The sequence below is a fragment of the Bifidobacterium sp. ESL0822 genome, from assembly GCF_052606675.1.
This window is the reverse complement of the sequence record NZ_CP199596.1, coordinates 2,038,439-2,056,020: the sequence shown is the minus strand read 5'-3', so window position 1 is coordinate 2,056,020 and position 17,582 is coordinate 2,038,439. Positions and strand designations below refer to the sequence as shown.

The window sequence follows — 17,582 nt, the reverse complement described above, 5'->3', positions numbered from 1 at the left end:
TCCGCCCGATCCGGATGTAAGGAGAAAAACATCATGCACATGGGATTCCGCTGGTATGGCCAGGGCAACGACACCATCAGCCTGGACGATATTCGTCAGATTCCTGGGGTGGAGACCATCGTCTGGTCCCTGCACCATAAACAGGCGGGAGAGGTTTGGCAGCCGGACGAAATTGAAGATGCCATGGCCACAATCACCGAGTTGTCCGCCAGGGATCGGGCGGCAGGCATAACCAAGACCTTCAACGCCGACGTGGTTGAGTCTGTCAACGTTCATGAGTCCATCAAGACCGGTTCGACGGTCCTCGGAATCAGCCGGGACCAGGCCATCGACGCCTACATCGAGACTGTAGCCAACCTGGGCAAGGCCGGGGTCAAAGTCGTCACCTACAACTTCATGCCGGTCTTCGACTGGCTGCGCACGGAGATGTTCCACCCTTGCCCAGACGGGTCCACCGCCCTCTACTACAACCAGCACCAGGTGGATCAGCTCAGCCCACAAGGCATCATCGACGAAACCCTGAAGGGGGCCGGATCCCTGACTGTTCCCGGCTGGGAACCTGAACGGCTCGCCCATCTGCCTGAACTGATGGAGGCCTACCAGGGAATGGACCACGAGCAGATGTACGCCAACTACAAGTACTTCCTGGATGCTGTGATCCCCACCTGCGAGCGCTACGGGGTCAAGCTGGCCGTCCACCCCGACGACCCTGCCTTCGACCTGTTCGGCTGGCCGCGCGTGGTCTCCAGCAAGGAGGGGATCCAACGAGTGCTGGATCTGAATCCCAGCCCCTGCAACGGACTGTGCCTGTGCCTGGGATCCTTCTCATCCAGACGGGGTAACGATGCCGTGGATGCAGTCAAGACCTTCATGGACAGGATCTACTTCAGCCACGTGCGCAACATCCGGTTCACCGACGAGCAGGGCTCTTTCTACGAGGTGGGTCACCGGGCCAGCGAGGGGAACGTGGACACCGTCGGCATCATGAAGGCTTACGCCGAGGCCGATTACCAGGGCTACATCCGCCCCGACCACGGACGGCATTTGTGGAGCGAGAACACGGAGGCCGGTAGACCGCGGCCAGGCTACGGCCTTTATGACCGCGCCATGGGCATCCAGTATCTGCTTGGAGTCTGGGACGCTTACCGCTACAACCGTTGATGGGGCAAAATCAAGCAAGGGCCCCCTTGTCATGCTGTTCGGCAAGGGGGCCCCTTATTTTCTCACTGCCACCATTCCAGTAACTTATTGCTTGGTCTCATCCGTCAAGACATGTCTGGCCCGACGGCGAAGCAGACCTGAATGTGGAGCAGAAGAAACCCTTAACAATAAGGAAGTGTCTGATGCCAGTCCGGGTCAATCGCAAACCCGAGCCGGCATCAGACACTTGTTCAGTGTTCCCGTCAGGACCACGCCCTGTGGGAAGTTTCCTTCAACCTGGGAAAGCCGACATACCTGCAAACGCGGGAATCAAATTGCCTCGAAGCAACTGACCCCTCGTTTGCACCGTTGGCTCATGCCAATCGGTCAATCAGGGGCTGGACACCCTGGTCGGCCAAATCGTCCAGGTTCTTCTGTACAGCTTCCACTAGTCCAGCAATCCTGGTCAGGTCATGGCCCCAAATGGAAGCATCGGAAAGAATCCGACTGACAAAATCCTCCTGACCGGCAGCCTCGTGGAAGGCATCAATGACCTTTTGATCATCCTGAATCTTCACAGCATCACCGGCCTTGCCGCCATAAGTCCACAAGAGGCAGGACAGCGCCAGGATGATGCGTTCGGGAAGCCCACGCCCCTGCTCTACGTTGGCCGTGACCAGCGGGAGAAGGCGGGAGACGAATTTGGAGACCGAGTTCAACCCTATGGAGTCCAAAGAATGCTGGACAAAGGGGTTGTCGAACCGCTCGCGAACTGCAGCAGCGAAGTTCTCCAGCTCCTCCTTGGGCAGGGTCTGGACGGGAATGATCTCCTCCTCCATCTCGCGGGTAATGAAAGAGCGCATGGTCTTATCGCCCATGACCTGCCCTACGGTCTTGAATCCGGCCAGCCGAGCCACCTGGGCCATGGTGGTATGAGGACCGTTGAGCAGATAAACCTTGCGCTCACGGTAGGGCTGTACAGCATCGCAGGTCACCAGGTCGATTCCTGCCTTCCGCGCGGGAAGCAGCTCATCAACCTTGCGCTGGGCGGTCTGGTCACCGGCTACGACCCAAAGCAGGAAGGGTTCGGCCTTGACCATGTTCTGATCCTCGTAGCCCAGCATCTCCCAAAGCTCCTGGGCATCTTCACGCGGGTAGCCGGGGACTATCCGATCCACGAGAGTGGATACGAAAGTGTTCTCCCGATCAAGCCACTCGATGAAGTCCTTACCCCACCCGAACCGTTCAGCGACATTTATCAGAGCACGATGCAGGGCCGGACCATTGTCAGCGATGAGCTCGCAGGGCATAATCAGGTAGCCTGGCATGGACCTGTCGAACCGACGCTTGAGCAGATGAGCCAACTTCGCCGGATATCCCGCTGGTGGCTGGTCCGTGACCTTATCCCCATCGTTGACGGCAATGCCTGCTTCGGTGGTATTGGAGATGATGATCTTCGTATCAGGATCATCGGCCAGAGCCAGAAACCCATCCCAGTCCCGGTAGGGGTCGACCGTCTTGCCGATAGAGTCAATCAGCTCATGGCTGCGGACGGGCTTACCATCCTTGAGACCTTCCAGAATGACTGTATAGAGCCGCTCCTGGTCCTCCAAGAAATGGACCCTGCCGTTTTCAAGGGGTTGGACAACTGCTACGTTCCCCCCGAACAAGCCCTTGTTGTTGAGCTGCTGGACTATCCAATCAACGAATGCTCTGAGGAAATTTCCCTCACCGAACTGGATGATCTTGATGGGTCGTTGAGCTGCCTGTGTACCAGTCAGCCCCAGATGCACGGCCACTGCTTCCTGTAGTCTTTCCACAATGCTTCCTTTCCGTCCGCTTGCATCCCGCCCATACGGGAGATCCGGTCAGACCATCGAACTTGGCGACCGATGACCAGCCCGGAACCCAGACACTCAGCCTTGCACCACCTGCCTGGCCTGAGCACAGGCATCAGCAACGGCCTTCCAGTCGCCTTGGCGCTGGGCCTGGGATGGTACGGGGAAACTCCCGCCCACAGCAAAGACGTTGGGCAGGTCCATGTATTCCCGGGCGTTCCCGAACCCGACTCCCCCTGTGGGCAAGAAGTTCATCTCGGCAAAGGGACCGGAGAGCGCCTTCAAGGTCTTGATGCCGCCGTAAGCCTCGGCTGGGAAGAACTTAGTGAAACGCAGGCCAAGATCATAGGCTTTCTCAATGTCGCTGGGAGTCGCCGTTCCGGGCAAGACCGGTATCCGGGAGCCCAGGCACCAGTCGACCACAGCATCGCTGAAGGCCGGGGAGACGATACCCTTGCAACCTGCCTCCACTGCCTGGCGTGCCTGGTCAACCGTGTGCACGGTTCCTGCCACCAGGGTCACCTCGGGCACCTGATCGTGAATAGCCCGCATCCCGTCCAGGGCGGCAGCCGATCGGAAAGTGACCTCTGCAATGGGTACTCCACCGGAAGCCAGGGCCCTGGCCAGAGGAACCGCTTCCTCGGGTGAATGCAGGGTCACCAGGGGGACCACTTTGATTGTTCTTATCAGATCGATCAATCCGATCCGGCCCTCCGGTACGTCCTTCTTGTCAAACTCGCTCATGCCTGCTTCCTTCTCTTGTGGAATTGAACTTGTTGAATCGAATCCATCGCCTGTCCATGGAGGGCTTCTGATCGTCGCCCGGATAAACCGGCTCAGCCAACCTGCCTGACCGTCGCCCGCTGGTGCCCGACAATAAAGTCATTTAACCGGGCCTTGTCGGGCAAGCCTTCGTTGTCGGATACCACCTGGGTCTGCATGGCGCCAACGGCACACCCGCGCTCCAACGCTTCGGACATGCGTCGGCCTTCAAGCAGGGCCGACAAGACACCGGCTGCGAAACCGTCGCCGGCACCGACTGTGTCCACCACCGCATCAACCTTGAAACCAGGAACGTAGACACCATCGTGACCGTCCGTCGCGTAGGCTCCATCGGGCCCGTCCTTGACCACCGCATAACGGGCGCCATTGTCAATGAAGGCCTGACCGATATCGCGGACATTGTCCAGCCCGAACAGATGCCTGCCCTCGGAAATACCTGGAAGGACCAGATCAGCCTTGGCGCTCAGGGACAGGAGCGTCTGCTTCATTTGCTTGTCGCTCTTCCAGAGAGCCGGACGTTCGTTGGGATCAAAGGAAACGAAAATCTGATTGGCCCGTGACAGCTCAACCAGCGCTTTGCTGGCTTCCAGGGCACTTTCCGAAAGCGCCGGAAGGATTCCCGTCATATGCATCAGCGAGATTCCGCTGCAGTCGATGGCCTTGACATCGGCCGGACCCAAGGCCGAAGCCGCCGATCCCTTTCGAAAGTAATAAGTCTTGGGGTCTCCCTGCTCTACCTTGGACTTCATCATAAAGCCAGTGGAACGAGTGGCATCCTTGCCGACCAAGGAGGTGTCCAGGTCGTTCTGCCGCATGAAGTACAGAATCCGTTCGCCTATCGGATCCTGGCCTATGCGAGTCATATAGACCGGATGCTGGCCCAATCGTTCCAGGCCAATGGCCACGTTGAGCTCCGCACCTGCCACCGAGGCGCTGAAAGATCCTACCTCGCTACAGGGCCCCTCCTCGCCTGCAGCGAAGAGTCCCATACCCTCGCCGACCAGGAGGACCTTGCCGGGACGGACGCCGCTGACCGTTATGTCGTGGGAAACCGCCATACCATTCCTTCCATGACCAGGACCGATGGATCCGACAGGTCTGTCTCAACCAGCGACAACGCAGGTGACGGTCCGATTCGTCCATTGATGTTTTCAAGCTATGTGATGGAGCGGTGGCGGAGGAATATGTTGCCAGCTGTTGCTTATCCCGGCATTTTTGGTGGACGCTCGTTTTTTTAAAAAAGACCCTCAGATCCTTGCGTCGATCTGAGGGTCGGAAGAAACGGGGTGTGAAGCAGTGGCTACCAGGCCAAATCAATACCCGGGGTGACAGGTTCGGGAATCAGGTGGATGCCGAAGGTGGAATCCACGCCTTTCTGGATGGCACGGGCCAGTGCCACCATGTCGTCTGAGCCGGCACCTCCCCGGTTGGTCAAGGCCAGTGTGTGCACGTCGGACAGGGCGGCAGCCGACCCCTGCTCCAAGGCGAATCCCTTGTGGAAACCTGAACGATCGATCAGCCAGGCTGCTGAGGTCTTGACCAAGGCCGAGTCTCCGACAGGGTAACGAGGGGCATCCGCCGGGAGGGCATCCGCGGTCTCACGACTGATGATCGGATTGGTGAAGAAACTCCCGCAGCTGTGGCGGTCAAGCAGCGCCCGTTCGCCCCTGGGGCCGTGAAGGTCATCCTGGACCGCCTCCAGAGCCTCTTCCAGGTCGGAGGTTCGACGGCATGATCCCATCCACTCGGTCAGGTACCTGTAAGGATCCTCCAGCATCCCCTTGCCGGCTCTGACGGTCAGGACCGCCTGCCGAATCCGCTCCAAGGGGAGGGTTGCTCCGGGCTCCACTCCCAGGGCCTTGGCCAGCTGGACCGAACCCACACGGGCTTCCGATCCGTGTCGCAGGACCAGGGTGACCGAAAGAACCACGTAGCGCGGGGTGGGGAAGAACCGTGCGTCGGGTACAGCCGGCGCCTGGTACATGGTCTGCTTGAGCAGGGAGGTCCTGTATCCGAAATCCAAATCCGAGGCCTGCAGATAAGCGGTGACTTTGTCCTGGCGATCCCAGACCTCAACCGAGTCGACCAGACGTCCGACCTCCTGGCCGTAGGCGCCGATGTTCTGGACCACCGAGGCCCCGACAGTACCTGGGATGCCGGATAGACCCTCCACCCCGATCAGGTGCATGCGCACGCAGTAGGAAACCAGGTCATCCCAGTTGGTCCCGGCCGTGGCGTTGATATGAACGATGGGAAGGCCGCCCTCAGGCGGGGCCACCTCGTCGGGAACGCTGATGTCCTGACGGGTATCACGGACAACCACGCCAGGAAAGTCCTGGTCTGAGGCAAGCAGGTTGGAACCCCCACCGATCAAGCAGAGGGGCAGCCCCTTGGAATCCGCACCCTCCACAGCCTCGATCATGCCCACACGGCTTCGGGGCTGAACGAAAGCGGCCATGCTCCCGCCCACACCCACAGTGGTGATATCGGCAAAGGTCGGGGTTGAGGTGTTGACAGTGACTGCTTCTGGCATGTCTTTCACTGTATCATCGCAGGTGACTGGGTTGGCCCGGAGCCCCGCTTCTCCGCCTGTCATCGGATCTGTTGCCCTGATTCGCTTTCTCAATCCATTGGCTCAATCAGGTGAATTAAGGCAGGCACGCCGTATGTCCTTGGCCTGCGCATGGCAGACAAAAGCAAAATATGGACACACATTGGTCGGCTCTCTGGTTTTACCCCCTGTCAACCGATGCTTACCCATAAGGACGGCTGAGGCTGAATAACCTCCTATAAGGAATGCCTATAGAGGCACTGTTGTCGAAGTATCTAAAAACGGGTTTGATGATCCCTGAAGCACGCGAGCGTCTAGACCACAATCAGAGGAACACACCACATGAGCGAAGGATTCGCAACAAAAGCCGTCCATGAGGGCTATGACTGTCAAGGCCTGGGTCCAGGCGCGGCCAGCGTCCCCATTTACCAGTCGGCAGCCTTTGACATGGTCACCGCAGACCGGGGAGACGCCCTGGCCGCCGGCGAAATTCAAGGATTCTCATACTCCCGCCTGGCCAACCCCACGGTCAAGGTCCTGGAGGACCGCCTGGCAAGCCTGGAGGGTGGCAAGGGGGCCGTGGCCATGGCCTCAGGGATGGCAGCCGTGTCGTCAGCCCTCATGTGTGCAGCCGAAGGTGGCGGACGGCTGATCTCTCCTGTCGATCTTTATGGAACCTCGGTGGATGCCATGAAGACCTTCTTTCCAAACTTCGGCATAGAAACGGATTTTGTGGATGACATCAACGACCTTGACGCGGTGGAGTCCCTGATCCAGGACAACACCAGGGCCATTTTCGCCGAATCCGTGGCCAACCCGTCCACAGCAATCGCCGACATCCCCGGTCTGGCCGATCTGGCCCACCGGCATGGGCTGGCACTGATCATCGACAATACGGTGCCCACGCCATACCTGCTCAACCCGATCGACTTCGGTGCCGACATCGTCGTCCATTCGACCACCAAGGGGATCAGCGGCCACGGCAACGCCCTGGGCGGGGTCATCGTGGATGCCGGACGGTTTGATTGGGGCAACGGCCGCTTCCCGCAAATGAGCCAGCCCGAACTGATCATCAGCGACGAGCGGCACGGATCCATGATCAGCTTTCTGGATGCCTTCGGCAGGATGGCCTTCCTTCACAGGGTCCATACCAAGTACCTGCATACCTTCGGGGCGGTCATGAGCCCCTTTACAGCCTACCTGCAGCTGACCGGCCTTGAGACCCTGGCCCAGCGGGTCGACACCGAGGTGAAGACCGCAGCAACCCTGGCCCGCCACCTGCTGACCATCCCCCAGGTGGAACAGGTAAACTATTCGGGCATTCCCGAGGGTCGGCACCAGGGCGATGCAGACCAGCAGGACCGCCTGGCCTCGACCCTGCTGCCCAAGGGAGTCGGCACGATCCTCTCCTTCAAGGTCCAGGGAGGCTACGAGCAGGTCAAGCGCATCGTGGACTCGGTGCGTCTCATGAGCTATATGCCCAACATCGGCGACTGCCGCACCCTGATCGTGGATCCGGCCAGAATCACCCACAGGGAGGTTCCAGGCCCCTACCGCCTCAGCACAGGGGTAGGCGACGATCTGATTCGAATCTCCGTAGGGCTGGAGAACCCGGGCGATCTGATCGCCGACCTGGATCAGGCATTCGCGATCGCCTACCGGAGCAATCTTTGAACAAAAAAGAACCCGGCCGAACGGTCGGGTTCCGATGAAGCCAAAAGACGGGAAGAAATCAGCGGGTCTCCCGGTGCAGGGTATGCTTGCCGCAACGGGGGCAGAACTTCTTGAGCTCCAGACGGTCAGGAGTGTTACGACGGTTCTTGGTCGTAATGTAATTACGCTCCTTGCACACGGTGCACGCCAGCGTAATGCCAGGACGGATATCTGCGGCTTTTGCCATGGTTCACCTCTATAGTCGTTGCACGACCGACGTATGTCGGCCACAGTAGCGAGGAAGAGACTCGAACTCTTGACCTTACGATTATGAGTCGTACGCTCTAGCCAGCTGAGCTACCCCGCCAGAGAGCCTCGGGTGAGAATCGGACTCACGACCTCTTCCTTACCAAGGAAGTGCTCTGCCACTGAGCTACCGAGGCGTGGCGGATAGAGGATTCGAACCTCTGAAGCATTACGCGGCTGATTTACAGTCAGCTCCCTTTGACCGCTTGGGAAATCCGCCATGCCGCACTAGAACCGGAGCTCCGTACGGCAACTTGCCTATAATGACATGTTTTTCCATTTTCCGCAAGTCCCGCTCCAACGTCGTGTCTTCCGCGTCGGAACGGAACGGGCAGCTCAGAAATCCCAGTCGTCGTCGTCCGTCTCCACGGCCTTTCCCATGACATAGGAGGAGCCTGAGCCGGAGAAGAAGTCGTGGTTCTCGTCGGCATTGGGGCTCAGCGAGGCGATGATGGCGGGATTCACGTCGGTGCTGTCCGAAGGGAAGAGGGCCGGATAACCCAGGTTCATCAGCGCCTTGTTGCCGTTGTAACGCAGGAACTTGGTGACATCCTCAACCAGGCCCACCCCGGAGTACAGGCTCTCGGTGTATTCCACCTCGTTGTCGTACAGGTCTCCCAGGAGCTCGTAGGTGTAGTCGCTCATGGCCTGACGCTCGGAGTCGGAGACCTTGGCCAACCCCTTCTGGTACTTGTAGCCGATGTAGTAGCCGTGCACGGCCTCGTCCCGGATGATCAGGCGGATCAGGTCGGCTGTGTTGGTCAGCTTGGCATGGCTGGAGAAGTACATGGGCAGATAGAAGCCCGAGTAGAAAAGGAAGGACTCCAGCAGGGTGGAGGCCACCTTGCGCTTCAGGGGGTTGTCGCCCTCATAGTAGTCCAGGACGATCTGGGCCTTGCGCTGGAGGAACTCGTTATGCTCGCTCCACTCAAAGGCGGCGTCGATCTGAGGCGTGGAGGCCAGTGTGGAGAAGATGGAGGAGTAGGACTTGGCGTGGACCGACTCCATGAAGGCGATATTGGTATAGACCGCCTCCTCATGGGGGGTCAGCGCATCCGGGATCAGGCTGACGGCGCCCACGGTCCCCTGGATGGTGTCCAGAAGGGTCAGACCGGTGAAGACCCGCATGGTCAGGGTGTGCTCCTCCTCGCTCATGGCCTGCCAGGAGGGCAGATCATTGCTGACGGGAACCTTCTCGGGCAGCCAGAAGTTACCGGTCAGACGGTCCCAGACCTCCAGGTCCTTCTCGTCCTCCAGACGGTTCCAGTTGATGGCGGAGACCCGGTCGATCAGCTTCAGCGGCTGCCGGGGAATGGAAATGGGTGGGACCATGGTTGATTGCTCCTTGTTGGATAGGTGTTCGACACTGCGATGCGGATCATGACCGGACCGCCAGTCTACCGCATGGGCGGACCCGGCCTGTGGACGTGGATACCAAAGGGCCGGCGCCGCCCCCGAAGACGGCACCGACCAGGGATTGCATATGCCTTAGGACACGTGTCTCAGAGCATGCAGCTGACGCAGCCCTCGACCTCGGTGCCCTCCAGTGCCTGCTGGCGGATCCTGATGTAGTAGAGGGTCTTGATTCCCTTGCGCCAGGCATAGATCTGAGCCTTGTTCAGATCGCGGGTGGTGGCCGTGTCGGGGAAGAAGAGGGTCAGAGAGAGTCCCTGATCCACATGCTGGGTGGCCTCGGCATAGGTGTCCACAATCTTCTTCCAGCCGATCTCGTAGGCGTCCTCGAAGTAGTCCAGGTTCTCGTTGGTCATGTAGGGAGCCGGGTAGTAGACGCGCCCGATCTTGCCCTCCTTGCGGATCTCGATTTTGGAGGCGATCGGATGGATGGAGCTGGTGGAGTGGTTGATGTAGGAGATGGACCCGGTCGGCGGGACGGCCTGGAGGTTCTGGTTGTAGATGCCGTCCTTGAGGATGGCCGCCTGGAGTTCCTTCCAGTCCTCCACTGTGGGAATGTGGACCTTGTACTGGTCGAAGAGGTCCTTGATCCGCTGGGTCCTGGGCTCCAGGGAACGGCTGCCCTCGGTGTACTTGTCGAAGTAGTTCCCCTGCCCTGCCGACTTGGCATAGTCGGACTTGGCGAAGGAGGCGAAGGCCTTCCCCCGCTCCACGGCCAGGGCATGGGAGGCCCTGTAGGCGTGGTAGGCCACGGTCATGAAGTACATGTCGGTGAAGTCCAGCCCCTCCTCGGATCCGTAGTGAATGCCCTCGCGGGCCAGGAATCCATGGAGGTTCATCTGACCCAGGCCGATGGCGTGGCCCTCGTCGTTGCCCCGCTTGATGGAGGGGACGGCCTCGATGTTGGTGTGGTCAGAGACGGAGGTCAGGGCACGGACCGAGGTTTCGACTGTATCGGCCAGGCCGCCGTCCATGGCCTTGGCGATGTTGAGGGATCCCAGGTTGCATGAGATGTCCCGACCGATATGCTCATAGTTCAGGTTCTCGGAGTAGGTGCTGGGCTCCTGGACCTGCAGGATCTCCGAGCAGAGGTTGGACATGGTGATCCGGCCGTCGATGGGGTTGGCCTTGTTGACCGTGTCCTCGAAGAGGATGTAAGGGTAGCCGGACTCGAACTGGATCTCGGCCAGGGTCATAAAGAAGTCGCGGGCGTCGATGTACTTCTTGTGGATCCGCTTGTCCTTGACCATCTCCTCATAGTGCTCGGTGATGGAGATGTCGGCGAAGGGCTTGCCATAGACCCGCTCCACGTCGTAGGGCGAAAAGAGGGCCATGGGCTCCTTGCGCTTGGCCAGCTCGAAGGTGATGTCGGGGATGACCACGCCCAGGGCCAGGGACTTGATGCGGATCTTCTCATCCGCGTTCTCCCGCTTGGTGTCCAGGAAGCGCATGATGTCAGGGTGGTGGGCCGACAGGTAGACGGCGCCCGCACCCTGGCGGGCACCCAGCTGGTTGGCGTAGGAGAAGGAATCCTCCAGGAGCTTCATGACCGGGACCACGCCACTGGACTGGTTCTCGATGTGCTTGATGGGCGCGCCCATCTCGCGCAGGTTGCTCAGCAGCAGGGCCACGCCGCCGCCCCTCTTGGACAGCTGCAGGGCAGCGTTGACGCCGCGGGAGATGGACTCCATGTTGTCTTCGATGCGCACCAGGAAGCAGGAGACCGGTTCGCCGCGCTGAGCCTTGCCCAGGTTCAGGAAGGTGGGGGTGGCCGGCTGGAAGCGTCCGGAGATGATCTCGTCCGTGTACTTCATGGCGGCCTGCTCGTCCCCGTCGGCCAGCTCCAGGGCCACGGCCACACAGCGCTGGGGGAAGTCCTCCAGGTAGCGCTTGCCGTCGAAGGTCTTCAGCGCATAGGAGGTGTAGAACTTGAAGGCGCCCAGGAAGGTCTCGAATTCGAAGCCGCTCTCGGCCGCATGCTGATAGATCCTGTCCAGGAACTCAGGTGTGTAGCGCTCGAAGACCTTCCGGTCGTAGTACTCGTGATCCAGGAGGTAGGTGATCCTCTCGGCGGTGGAGGGGAAGGCCATGGTGTTGGGCCCCACGTGCCGGTCCATGTACTGGCGCTCGGCCTCGCGGTCCTTGTCGAACTGAATCCTGCCGTCCTTGTCGTACAGGTTCAGCATGGCATTCAGGGCATGGTAGTCGTGAGCCGGATCGAAGGTCTCCTCATCCTCGGATGCGGTCCTGTCCAGGGCCAGGGACGTGTCCTCGTTTGCTCCCATCGGGTGTCCTTTCATGAGTATTGCGGTGATGATGTGTGTAATGAAATTGGCTCAGGACTCGGGGTGGTTGCGGAAGAAATCCACAACCCCGCGGCGGACCTTCTCCTGGTCCTCCTTGGTGCCCATGAGCTCGAAATAATAGAGGAAGGGCACATTGCACTTGCGGGAGATGATGTCCCCCGCCATGCAGAAGGCCTCCCCAAAGTTGGTGTTGCCCGAGGCGATGACCCCGCGGATGCCGGCCCGATTGGCCGGGTCGTTCAGGAAGCGCTTGATCTGCGGCATGACAGCCTTCTTGGCCGATCCTCCACCATAGGTGGGGACGATCAGAATGTAGGGCTGTCGAATGTTGAGGGGCGGATCCTTGGGCCTCAGAGGGATGCGGAAGACGTCAATCCCCTCGTCATCCAAATGGCAGTTGGCGATGAACCGGGCGGTGTTGCGCGAGGCCGACGAGAAGTAGACCACGGCCCCCAGGCGCTGACCCTGGGCGGCGAACTCGGGAGCGCTGAGCTCCGAATCAGTTCCGGCGGTCTGCTGTTGCTCCATGCTTCCTCCTGATCAGGCCATCCAGAGCCTGTCTTGACGGTGATGCCCGTCCTGAAGACGGACCGATCAGAACCCGCCCAGCGCGAGCCTGAACTACTATATGTGCTATCGATATTGAAAACGGTGAGCATATATAGGGTTTTATGTGCCCAATATCACACCGGTTCCAACTCTCCTAGAAGTCCCAGTCGTCGTCGTCCGTGGACTCGGAGTGCCCCATGACGTAGGAGGAGCCCGAACCCGAGAAGAAATCATGGTTCTCGTTGGCCGATGGCGACAGGGCCGCCAGGATCTCCGAACTGACATCGGTCTGGTCGGCCGCGAACCGGGCCGGATAGCCCAGGTTCATCAGCGCCTTGTTGGCATTGTAACGAACGAAGGCGAAGACGTCCTCGACGAAGGGGAAGCCCTCATAGATCTGCCCCGAGTAGACCATCTCAAGGTCGTAGAGCTTGTCCAGCAAATCGTTGGTGAACTTCTCCAGCATGGCCTGGTCGGCCTTGGTCCTCTCCTCCAGACCACGCTGATACTTGTAGCCCGAGTAATAGCCATGGATGGCCTTGTCGCGTAGGATCAGCCGGATCATGTCGGCCGTGTTCATCAGCTTGGCATGGCTGGAGAAGTAGAGGGGCAGGTAGAAGCCGGCATAGAGCATGAGCGAAGAGAGCATGGTGGAGGCCACCTTGCGCTTCAGGGGATCCTCACTGACATACTCGTGCAGGACCGTGTGGACGCGCTCCTGGAGGACGTCGTTGGCCACGGCCCAGCGGTAGGCCTTGTCGATCTCCTCGCTGGAGCAGAGGGTGGAGAAGACCGAGGAGTAGGAGCGGGCATGAACCGACTGCATGAAAGCGATATTGGTGTAGATGGCCTGCTCCTGCTCGGTGCGAGCGTGATCGATCTGCACCAGCTCGCCAATGGTGGCCTGGGTGGTATCCAGCATGGTCAGTCCGGTGAAGACACGGACCGTGGTCTGGCGCTCGTGGTCGGTCAGGGTGTTCCAGGATGGGATGTCGTTGGACAGGGGCACCTTCTCGGGCAGCCAGAAGTTGGAGACCAGGCGGTTCCAGACCTCCAGATCCTTCTCGTCGGTGATGTTGTTCCAGTTGACCGGGCGAATCCTGGCCTCAGGGGTGACCCGGTACTGGGGTGGGGTGATGGACTTGCGCATCATCTCGTCGTCGGCATAGACGCCGGCCTCGGACTTGATGCTCTCTTCGGTGTTTTCCTGCTGGCTCATGACAAAACCGCCTTTCGTGAATCAGTCGACTGCTGCTGGAGCTGAACTCCCATTCCGGCCAGGATGGCCCTGACCGCCTGAACATCCTCCGAGGTGCCCAGCAGCTCAAAGCGATAGAGCTCAGGGACGCCGCATCGGCGGGCTATCAACGGGCCGGCCGCGCAATATGCGCTGCCGAAGTTCCGGTTGCCCGAGGTGACGACTCCGCGGATCAGTCCGCGGTTGACCGGATTGTTCAGGAATTGGATGACCTGCTTGGGCACGGCTCCCTTGGCTGACCCACCGCCATAGGTGGGCACCAGCAGAAGGTAGGGCGCATCCATAACGGGCATGGGCTGGCGCCGCTCGTACAGAGGAATGCGGATGGGCTCCTCCACGCCCAGCCGCTGCACAAAGCGGTGGGTGTTGTTGGAGACGCTGGAGAAGTACACCAGCCTGGAGGCACCATCGGGAGGATCGTGCCGACCCACATCTGCTGAGGACATAGTGAATGCTGCTCCTTGGTAAACACTAAATATTGGATAGACTTGGCTAGTCAACCACAATATATAGGTTTATCCAAGACGACACAAGTTCGCAGGAGCAGAATTGCCTTTGCTGTGACATTCCATACAAGGATGGAGACGGCAATGATTTAGGTTTACGCTCGCGCCAGTGCACGACCTTCAGTCAGAAATGGAATCCTGCGGTAAACCCTGTCGACGCAGATCAGCGCAAACTTCCAGGACCCGGTCGTTGGCCTCCCGCTCCCCCACAGTGATGCGGATGCCCTCGCCTGGGAAGGTTCTGACCGACAGGCCTGCGTCGCGGAAACGCCGATCAGCCCGCGCGGCGGCCGGTCCCAAAGGAAGCCAGTAGTAGTTGGCCCGAGGTTCAGGGATCTTCCACCCCTGCCCCTTCAAACCAGCCAGGATTCTGGTCCGTTCCTGCTTGAGTGCCTGGACCCGTTCGGCCAGACGATCCTGTGCGTCCAGGCTTGCCATTGCCGCGCTCTGGGCCACATCGGTGACTCCGAAGGGCAGGGCCACCTTGTTCATGCCGGCAATGATCGGTTCGGCAGCCACAGCGTATCCGATTCGCAGACCAGCAAGTCCATAGGCCTTGGAGAAGGTCCGTGCCACTATCACATTGGGATGCTCGCGCATGAACGACAATCCGTCGGCTCGATCAGGGTCGTCGTTGAACTGTATATAGGCCTCATCAAAGAGCACCGGTAGATCCGAAGGCAGGGCTTGAAGCAGACGTTCGGCCTGATCGCGGTCGACGTTGGTCGCGGTCGGATTGTTGGGGTTGTTGACAATGACCAATCTGGTGTGCTCGTTGACCGCTGCGATCATGGCCTCGATGTCATGCCGCCCCCGCCTATCCAGGGGCACGGGCACCCCGGTGGCGCCGGCCATGGTGATGATGATGGGATAGGCCTCGAAACTGCGCCAGGGGTAGACCACCTGGTCGCCGTGACCGGCCACCAGGTCAACCAGCTGGGTGATGACCTCAGTGGATCCGCATCCCAGCTGAATGCATGCTGGATCCACGCCGTGAAGCCTGGCCAGCCGCTCCACCAGACGGGTGCCACGCATGTCCGGATAGCGGTTCAGATGGCCCAGGGCCTGTTCGGAAACGGTTTGAAGCACGCCCGGCAGGGGCGGGTATGGGTTCTCGTTGCTGGAGATCTTGTAGCTGGTCAAACCGGGAACGGCTGGTGCCGGGCTGCCCTGTCGGTATCCGGGAAGGGAATCAATACTGGCGCGATGACGATAGTACATGGGCACCATGCTAGCGGTCGCCATGTGTCCCTGCGGTATCTGTTCCGCTGCACGGTCCTGACAAGACGAAAGTGGCCCCCGGTCCTTCCACAGGACCAGGGGCCACTAATCACCGCCTCTTTACTTGAGGATGGCCAGAACGTCGCGCGCGGACACAATCAGATAGTCCTCGCCGCCGTAGTTGACCTCGGTGCCGCCGTACTTGGAGTACAGAACCTTGTCGCCCACCTTGACATCCATGGGGATGCGCTCGCCCTTGTCGTCACGACGGCCGGGGCCTGCCGCCAGCACCTCGCCCTGCTGGGGCTTCTCCTTGGCGGTATCAGGGATGACCAGCCCGGAAGCGGTCTTGGTCTCCGCCTCAGCCTGCTTGATGACGATCTTGTCTTCCAACGGTGTGAGTGAAATCGACACTGTGGACCTCCTACATCTTGTGAGAACAGCCAATGAACCCACGCCGGAACGTCGATGAGAGGCTGACGAACACTCACCACGCATTCCTTTGCGCTACAAGTCATAGTAGCGCGAAATTAGCACTCTGCCAACTTGAGTGCTAACGCTGGTGGTGAAAGATGAATTGCCGAGTTGTCCTCAGGACTTGGCCGCCGGACGACGCCGGGCCAAAATGGCCTCCACGCCGATGGACAGGGAGTCCTCGCTGCGATCGGGCACCTCGACCTGGGCCCGCATCTCCCGCTTGTGAAAGTCGTCGGGCCGGCCATCAGCCTTCTTCTGAGCCTGCTTCTGATCCGGTTGCTTCTTTTCGGGGGGACGGGCCACGGAGACCTGCCGTGTGGACTTGATCTCCAGGCTGTGGGGACCCTCGTCTTCGTTCTTCTTGCCGTCCTCTGAGCCCTCGCCACGGGCCGATCCCAGGGAGAAGGAGATCAGATCCTGGCCCGCCGCCATGCCGAAGGCGTCCAAGGCCGGAGAGGGATTGATGCGCTTGAGCTCATTGGTGGCGTCGTCCTGGGCCTTAGCCGGGGACGACGAAGACGGGTGATCTTTGCCAACAGATGCAGAGACCGATCCGGATTTGCCTGAATGGGCGGCGGATTGGACAGACACCGATCCTGGCGAAGTCGACCGAGCTACAGATTCGGAGGCCGCGGACTTGTCCACTGAAGACTTGGGCGCTGCAGGCTTGGAGGCGGTCTTCTGGGCCTTTGAAGATTGGGTGGTTGCCGGTTTGGAAGCCGTCGGCCCAGAGGCTGCTTGTTTGGCTGGGGTCCTTTCAGAGGTCTTCCTGTCGTCGGACGGACGGCTGGACGTATGCCCGGTCTGCGCAGCGGTCTTTTCGGGCGGCTTGACGGACCCGGCCGGACCCTTAGCCTTGCTGCTGGCTGGCGACTTTACAGGCTTGATCGAATTGTGCTGCCTGGCCTTGAGGGCTGCCTGCTGATCAGCCTTGGCCTGGGCCAGCGTTCGACGAATCTCACTCTGGTCAAGCACATCCGTGGCCGTTTCCGAGCGGCCCTCATTCTTGGTCTGCCCAGACTTGCCGGAGGTCTTGGTCCTGGTCAGACTGGCCGCCTGCTGACGACGTTGCCGGGCACGCCGCTGGGCCAAATTGCGCTCCCAGGCCCGAGCCTGGGCTGAAGCATGTGCTCCGGCAGCAAGCACCACTATCACCAGGGCCAGAGGAATCAGAGTGAACCATGGGCTATAATCCAAAGCGAAAGAGAGCCCAGCCACCAGCAGGGTGACGACCAAGAGGACAAGGACCAGAATGCGACGACGGCGTATGGCCGCGCGACGCAACTGTCTGATCTGCTTGATGCGCTGGGCCTGACTCCGCCGGTTGCCATCCTGCTGCCCTTGCTGCATGACCAACCCTTTCACCGTCCTCGACTGCCTGTCGCAGAACCTCATCCCGTCTTCCCGACCCACCATGTGCAGGGAGGTGGAAAGCCTGTCCTGGCGATGCTCCGAGGCCCGCTTCATGCCCTTGATGGTGCGAAACGGCAGCCAACCCAGCACCAGAATCACCGCAATCACCAAAACCACGATGCTGCTGAGTGATCCATAAGCCATAAGTACTACGTTAGTTGACGGTAT

General features: G+C 60.0%; 16 protein-coding genes and 3 tRNA genes. 3 read left to right on the top strand and 16 right to left on the bottom strand.

What is annotated here, in order from left to right:
* The first annotated feature begins 33 nt into the window (after positions 1–33).
* Positions 34–1,161 carry a mannonate dehydratase gene (locus tag ACUIAF_RS08020; RefSeq protein ID WP_198203299.1) on the top strand — a complete coding sequence of 376 codons (1,128 nt, stop codon included), beginning with the start codon at positions 34–36 and terminating at the stop codon, positions 1,159–1,161.
* Between the two features lie 353 nt (positions 1,162–1,514).
* On the opposite strand, the gene ACUIAF_RS08015 is transcribed toward ACUIAF_RS08020, so the two are convergent.
* The 3 genes from ACUIAF_RS08015 to ACUIAF_RS08005 form a co-directional block, all read right to left on the bottom strand.
* Positions 1,515–2,960: a tagaturonate reductase gene (locus tag ACUIAF_RS08015; protein ID WP_445338519.1), complete on the bottom strand. Its 1,446-nt coding sequence runs from the start codon at positions 2,958–2,960 to the stop codon at positions 1,515–1,517.
* A 96-nt stretch (positions 2,961–3,056) separates the two neighbouring features.
* On the bottom strand, positions 3,057–3,722 hold the full coding sequence (gene eda, locus ACUIAF_RS08010) for a bifunctional 4-hydroxy-2-oxoglutarate aldolase/2-dehydro-3-deoxy-phosphogluconate aldolase (RefSeq protein ID WP_110417623.1): 666 nt from the start codon (positions 3,720–3,722) through the stop codon (positions 3,057–3,059).
* A gap of 92 nt (positions 3,723–3,814) precedes the next feature.
* A complete protein-coding gene (locus tag ACUIAF_RS08005) occupies positions 3,815–4,819 on the bottom strand; it encodes a sugar kinase (protein ID WP_198216245.1) in 1,005 nt (334 codons plus the stop codon).
* Between the two features lie 12 nt (positions 4,820–4,831).
* On the opposite strand from ACUIAF_RS08005, the gene ACUIAF_RS08000 reads away from it, so the two are divergent.
* A complete protein-coding gene (locus ACUIAF_RS08000) occupies positions 4,832–4,999 on the top strand; it encodes a hypothetical protein (protein WP_445338517.1) in 168 nt (55 codons plus the stop codon).
* 62 nt (positions 5,000–5,061) lie between these two features.
* Here the strand turns inward: ACUIAF_RS08000 and ACUIAF_RS07995 are convergent, their stop codons facing one another.
* Positions 5,062–6,294 (bottom strand): FAD-binding protein, encoded by a 1,233-nt coding sequence (locus ACUIAF_RS07995; RefSeq protein ID WP_445338515.1) that lies wholly within the window; start codon positions 6,292–6,294, stop codon positions 5,062–5,064.
* A 360-nt stretch (positions 6,295–6,654) separates the two neighbouring features.
* Between ACUIAF_RS07995 and ACUIAF_RS07990 the strand changes: the two genes are divergently transcribed.
* Positions 6,655–7,986, top strand: a complete 1,332-nt coding sequence (locus ACUIAF_RS07990; protein ID WP_445338513.1) for an O-acetylhomoserine aminocarboxypropyltransferase/cysteine synthase family protein — start codon at positions 6,655–6,657, stop codon at positions 7,984–7,986.
* Between the two features lie 58 nt (positions 7,987–8,044).
* On the opposite strand, the gene rpmG is transcribed toward ACUIAF_RS07990, so the two are convergent.
* The 12 genes from rpmG to ACUIAF_RS07930 form a co-directional block, all read right to left on the bottom strand.
* The gene (rpmG, locus tag ACUIAF_RS07985; protein ID WP_015022386.1) at positions 8,045–8,212 is read right to left on the bottom strand and encodes a 50S ribosomal protein L33; all 168 of its coding nucleotides are present in this window, start codon (positions 8,210–8,212) and stop codon (positions 8,045–8,047) included.
* A gap of 46 nt (positions 8,213–8,258) precedes the next feature.
* Positions 8,259–8,332: transfer RNA gene (locus tag ACUIAF_RS07980), tRNA-Met, on the bottom strand.
* Between the two features lie 4 nt (positions 8,333–8,336).
* Positions 8,337–8,408, bottom strand: a tRNA-Thr gene (locus ACUIAF_RS07975).
* 1 nt (position 8,409) lies between these two features.
* Positions 8,410–8,491, bottom strand: a tRNA-Tyr gene (locus ACUIAF_RS07970).
* 116 nt (positions 8,492–8,607) lie between these two features.
* Positions 8,608–9,603, bottom strand: coding sequence for a class 1b ribonucleoside-diphosphate reductase subunit beta (gene nrdF, locus ACUIAF_RS07965; protein ID WP_015022387.1), 996 nt, complete (start codon positions 9,601–9,603; stop codon positions 8,608–8,610).
* A gap of 170 nt (positions 9,604–9,773) precedes the next feature.
* Positions 9,774–11,969, bottom strand: coding sequence for a class 1b ribonucleoside-diphosphate reductase subunit alpha (gene nrdE / locus ACUIAF_RS07960; RefSeq protein ID WP_445338511.1), 2,196 nt, complete (start codon positions 11,967–11,969; stop codon positions 9,774–9,776).
* Positions 11,970–12,020: 51 nt separating this feature from the next.
* Positions 12,021–12,518, bottom strand: coding sequence for a class Ib ribonucleoside-diphosphate reductase assembly flavoprotein NrdI (gene nrdI, locus ACUIAF_RS07955; protein WP_015022389.1), 498 nt, complete (start codon positions 12,516–12,518; stop codon positions 12,021–12,023).
* Between the two features lie 175 nt (positions 12,519–12,693).
* Positions 12,694–13,689 (bottom strand): class 1b ribonucleoside-diphosphate reductase subunit beta, encoded by a 996-nt coding sequence (nrdF, locus tag ACUIAF_RS07950; protein WP_044091112.1) that lies wholly within the window; start codon positions 13,687–13,689, stop codon positions 12,694–12,696.
* A 65-nt stretch (positions 13,690–13,754) separates the two neighbouring features.
* On the bottom strand, positions 13,755–14,243 hold the full coding sequence (gene nrdI / locus ACUIAF_RS07945) for a class Ib ribonucleoside-diphosphate reductase assembly flavoprotein NrdI (RefSeq protein ID WP_445338509.1): 489 nt from the start codon (positions 14,241–14,243) through the stop codon (positions 13,755–13,757).
* 180 nt (positions 14,244–14,423) lie between these two features.
* Entirely contained in the window at positions 14,424–15,524 is a 1,101-nt protein-coding gene (locus ACUIAF_RS07940; protein WP_198216361.1) for a histidinol-phosphate transaminase, read from the bottom strand.
* A 120-nt stretch (positions 15,525–15,644) separates the two neighbouring features.
* Positions 15,645–15,938: a co-chaperone GroES gene (gene groES / locus ACUIAF_RS07935; protein WP_015022393.1), complete on the bottom strand. Its 294-nt coding sequence runs from the start codon at positions 15,936–15,938 to the stop codon at positions 15,645–15,647.
* Positions 15,939–16,115: 177 nt separating this feature from the next.
* Entirely contained in the window at positions 16,116–17,558 is a 1,443-nt protein-coding gene (locus ACUIAF_RS07930; RefSeq protein ID WP_445338507.1) for a hypothetical protein, read from the bottom strand.
* Positions 17,559–17,582 lie beyond the last annotated feature (24 nt).

Coding starts and splice junctions, on each gene's coding strand:
- ACUIAF_RS08005 (WP_198216245.1), bottom strand. CDS start 4,819: ATGGCGGTTTCCCACGACATAACGGTCAGCGGCGTCCGTCCCGGCAAG.
- ACUIAF_RS08020 (WP_198203299.1), top strand. CDS start 34: ATGCACATGGGATTCCGCTGGTATGGCCAGGGCAACGACACCATCAGC.
- nrdE (WP_445338511.1), bottom strand. CDS start 11,969: ATGGGAGCAAACGAGGACACGTCCCTGGCCCTGGACAGGACCGCATCC.
- eda (WP_110417623.1), bottom strand. CDS start 3,722: ATGAGCGAGTTTGACAAGAAGGACGTACCGGAGGGCCGGATCGGATTG.
- ACUIAF_RS07990 (WP_445338513.1), top strand. CDS start 6,655: ATGAGCGAAGGATTCGCAACAAAAGCCGTCCATGAGGGCTATGACTGT.
- nrdF (WP_015022387.1), bottom strand. CDS start 9,603: ATGGTCCCACCCATTTCCATTCCCCGGCAGCCGCTGAAGCTGATCGAC.
- nrdI (WP_445338509.1), bottom strand. CDS start 14,243: ATGTCCTCAGCAGATGTGGGTCGGCACGATCCTCCCGATGGTGCCTCC.
- ACUIAF_RS07930 (WP_445338507.1), bottom strand. CDS start 17,558: ATGGCTTATGGATCACTCAGCAGCATCGTGGTTTTGGTGATTGCGGTG.
- nrdF (WP_044091112.1), bottom strand. CDS start 13,689: ATGCGCAAGTCCATCACCCCACCCCAGTACCGGGTCACCCCTGAGGCC.
- nrdI (WP_015022389.1), bottom strand. CDS start 12,518: ATGGAGCAACAGCAGACCGCCGGAACTGATTCGGAGCTCAGCGCTCCC.
- ACUIAF_RS08000 (WP_445338517.1), top strand. CDS start 4,832: ATGACCAGGACCGATGGATCCGACAGGTCTGTCTCAACCAGCGACAAC.
- ACUIAF_RS07940 (WP_198216361.1), bottom strand. CDS start 15,524: ATGTACTATCGTCATCGCGCCAGTATTGATTCCCTTCCCGGATACCGA.
- ACUIAF_RS07995 (WP_445338515.1), bottom strand. CDS start 6,294: ATGCCAGAAGCAGTCACTGTCAACACCTCAACCCCGACCTTTGCCGAT.
- rpmG (WP_015022386.1), bottom strand. CDS start 8,212: ATGGCAAAAGCCGCAGATATCCGTCCTGGCATTACGCTGGCGTGCACC.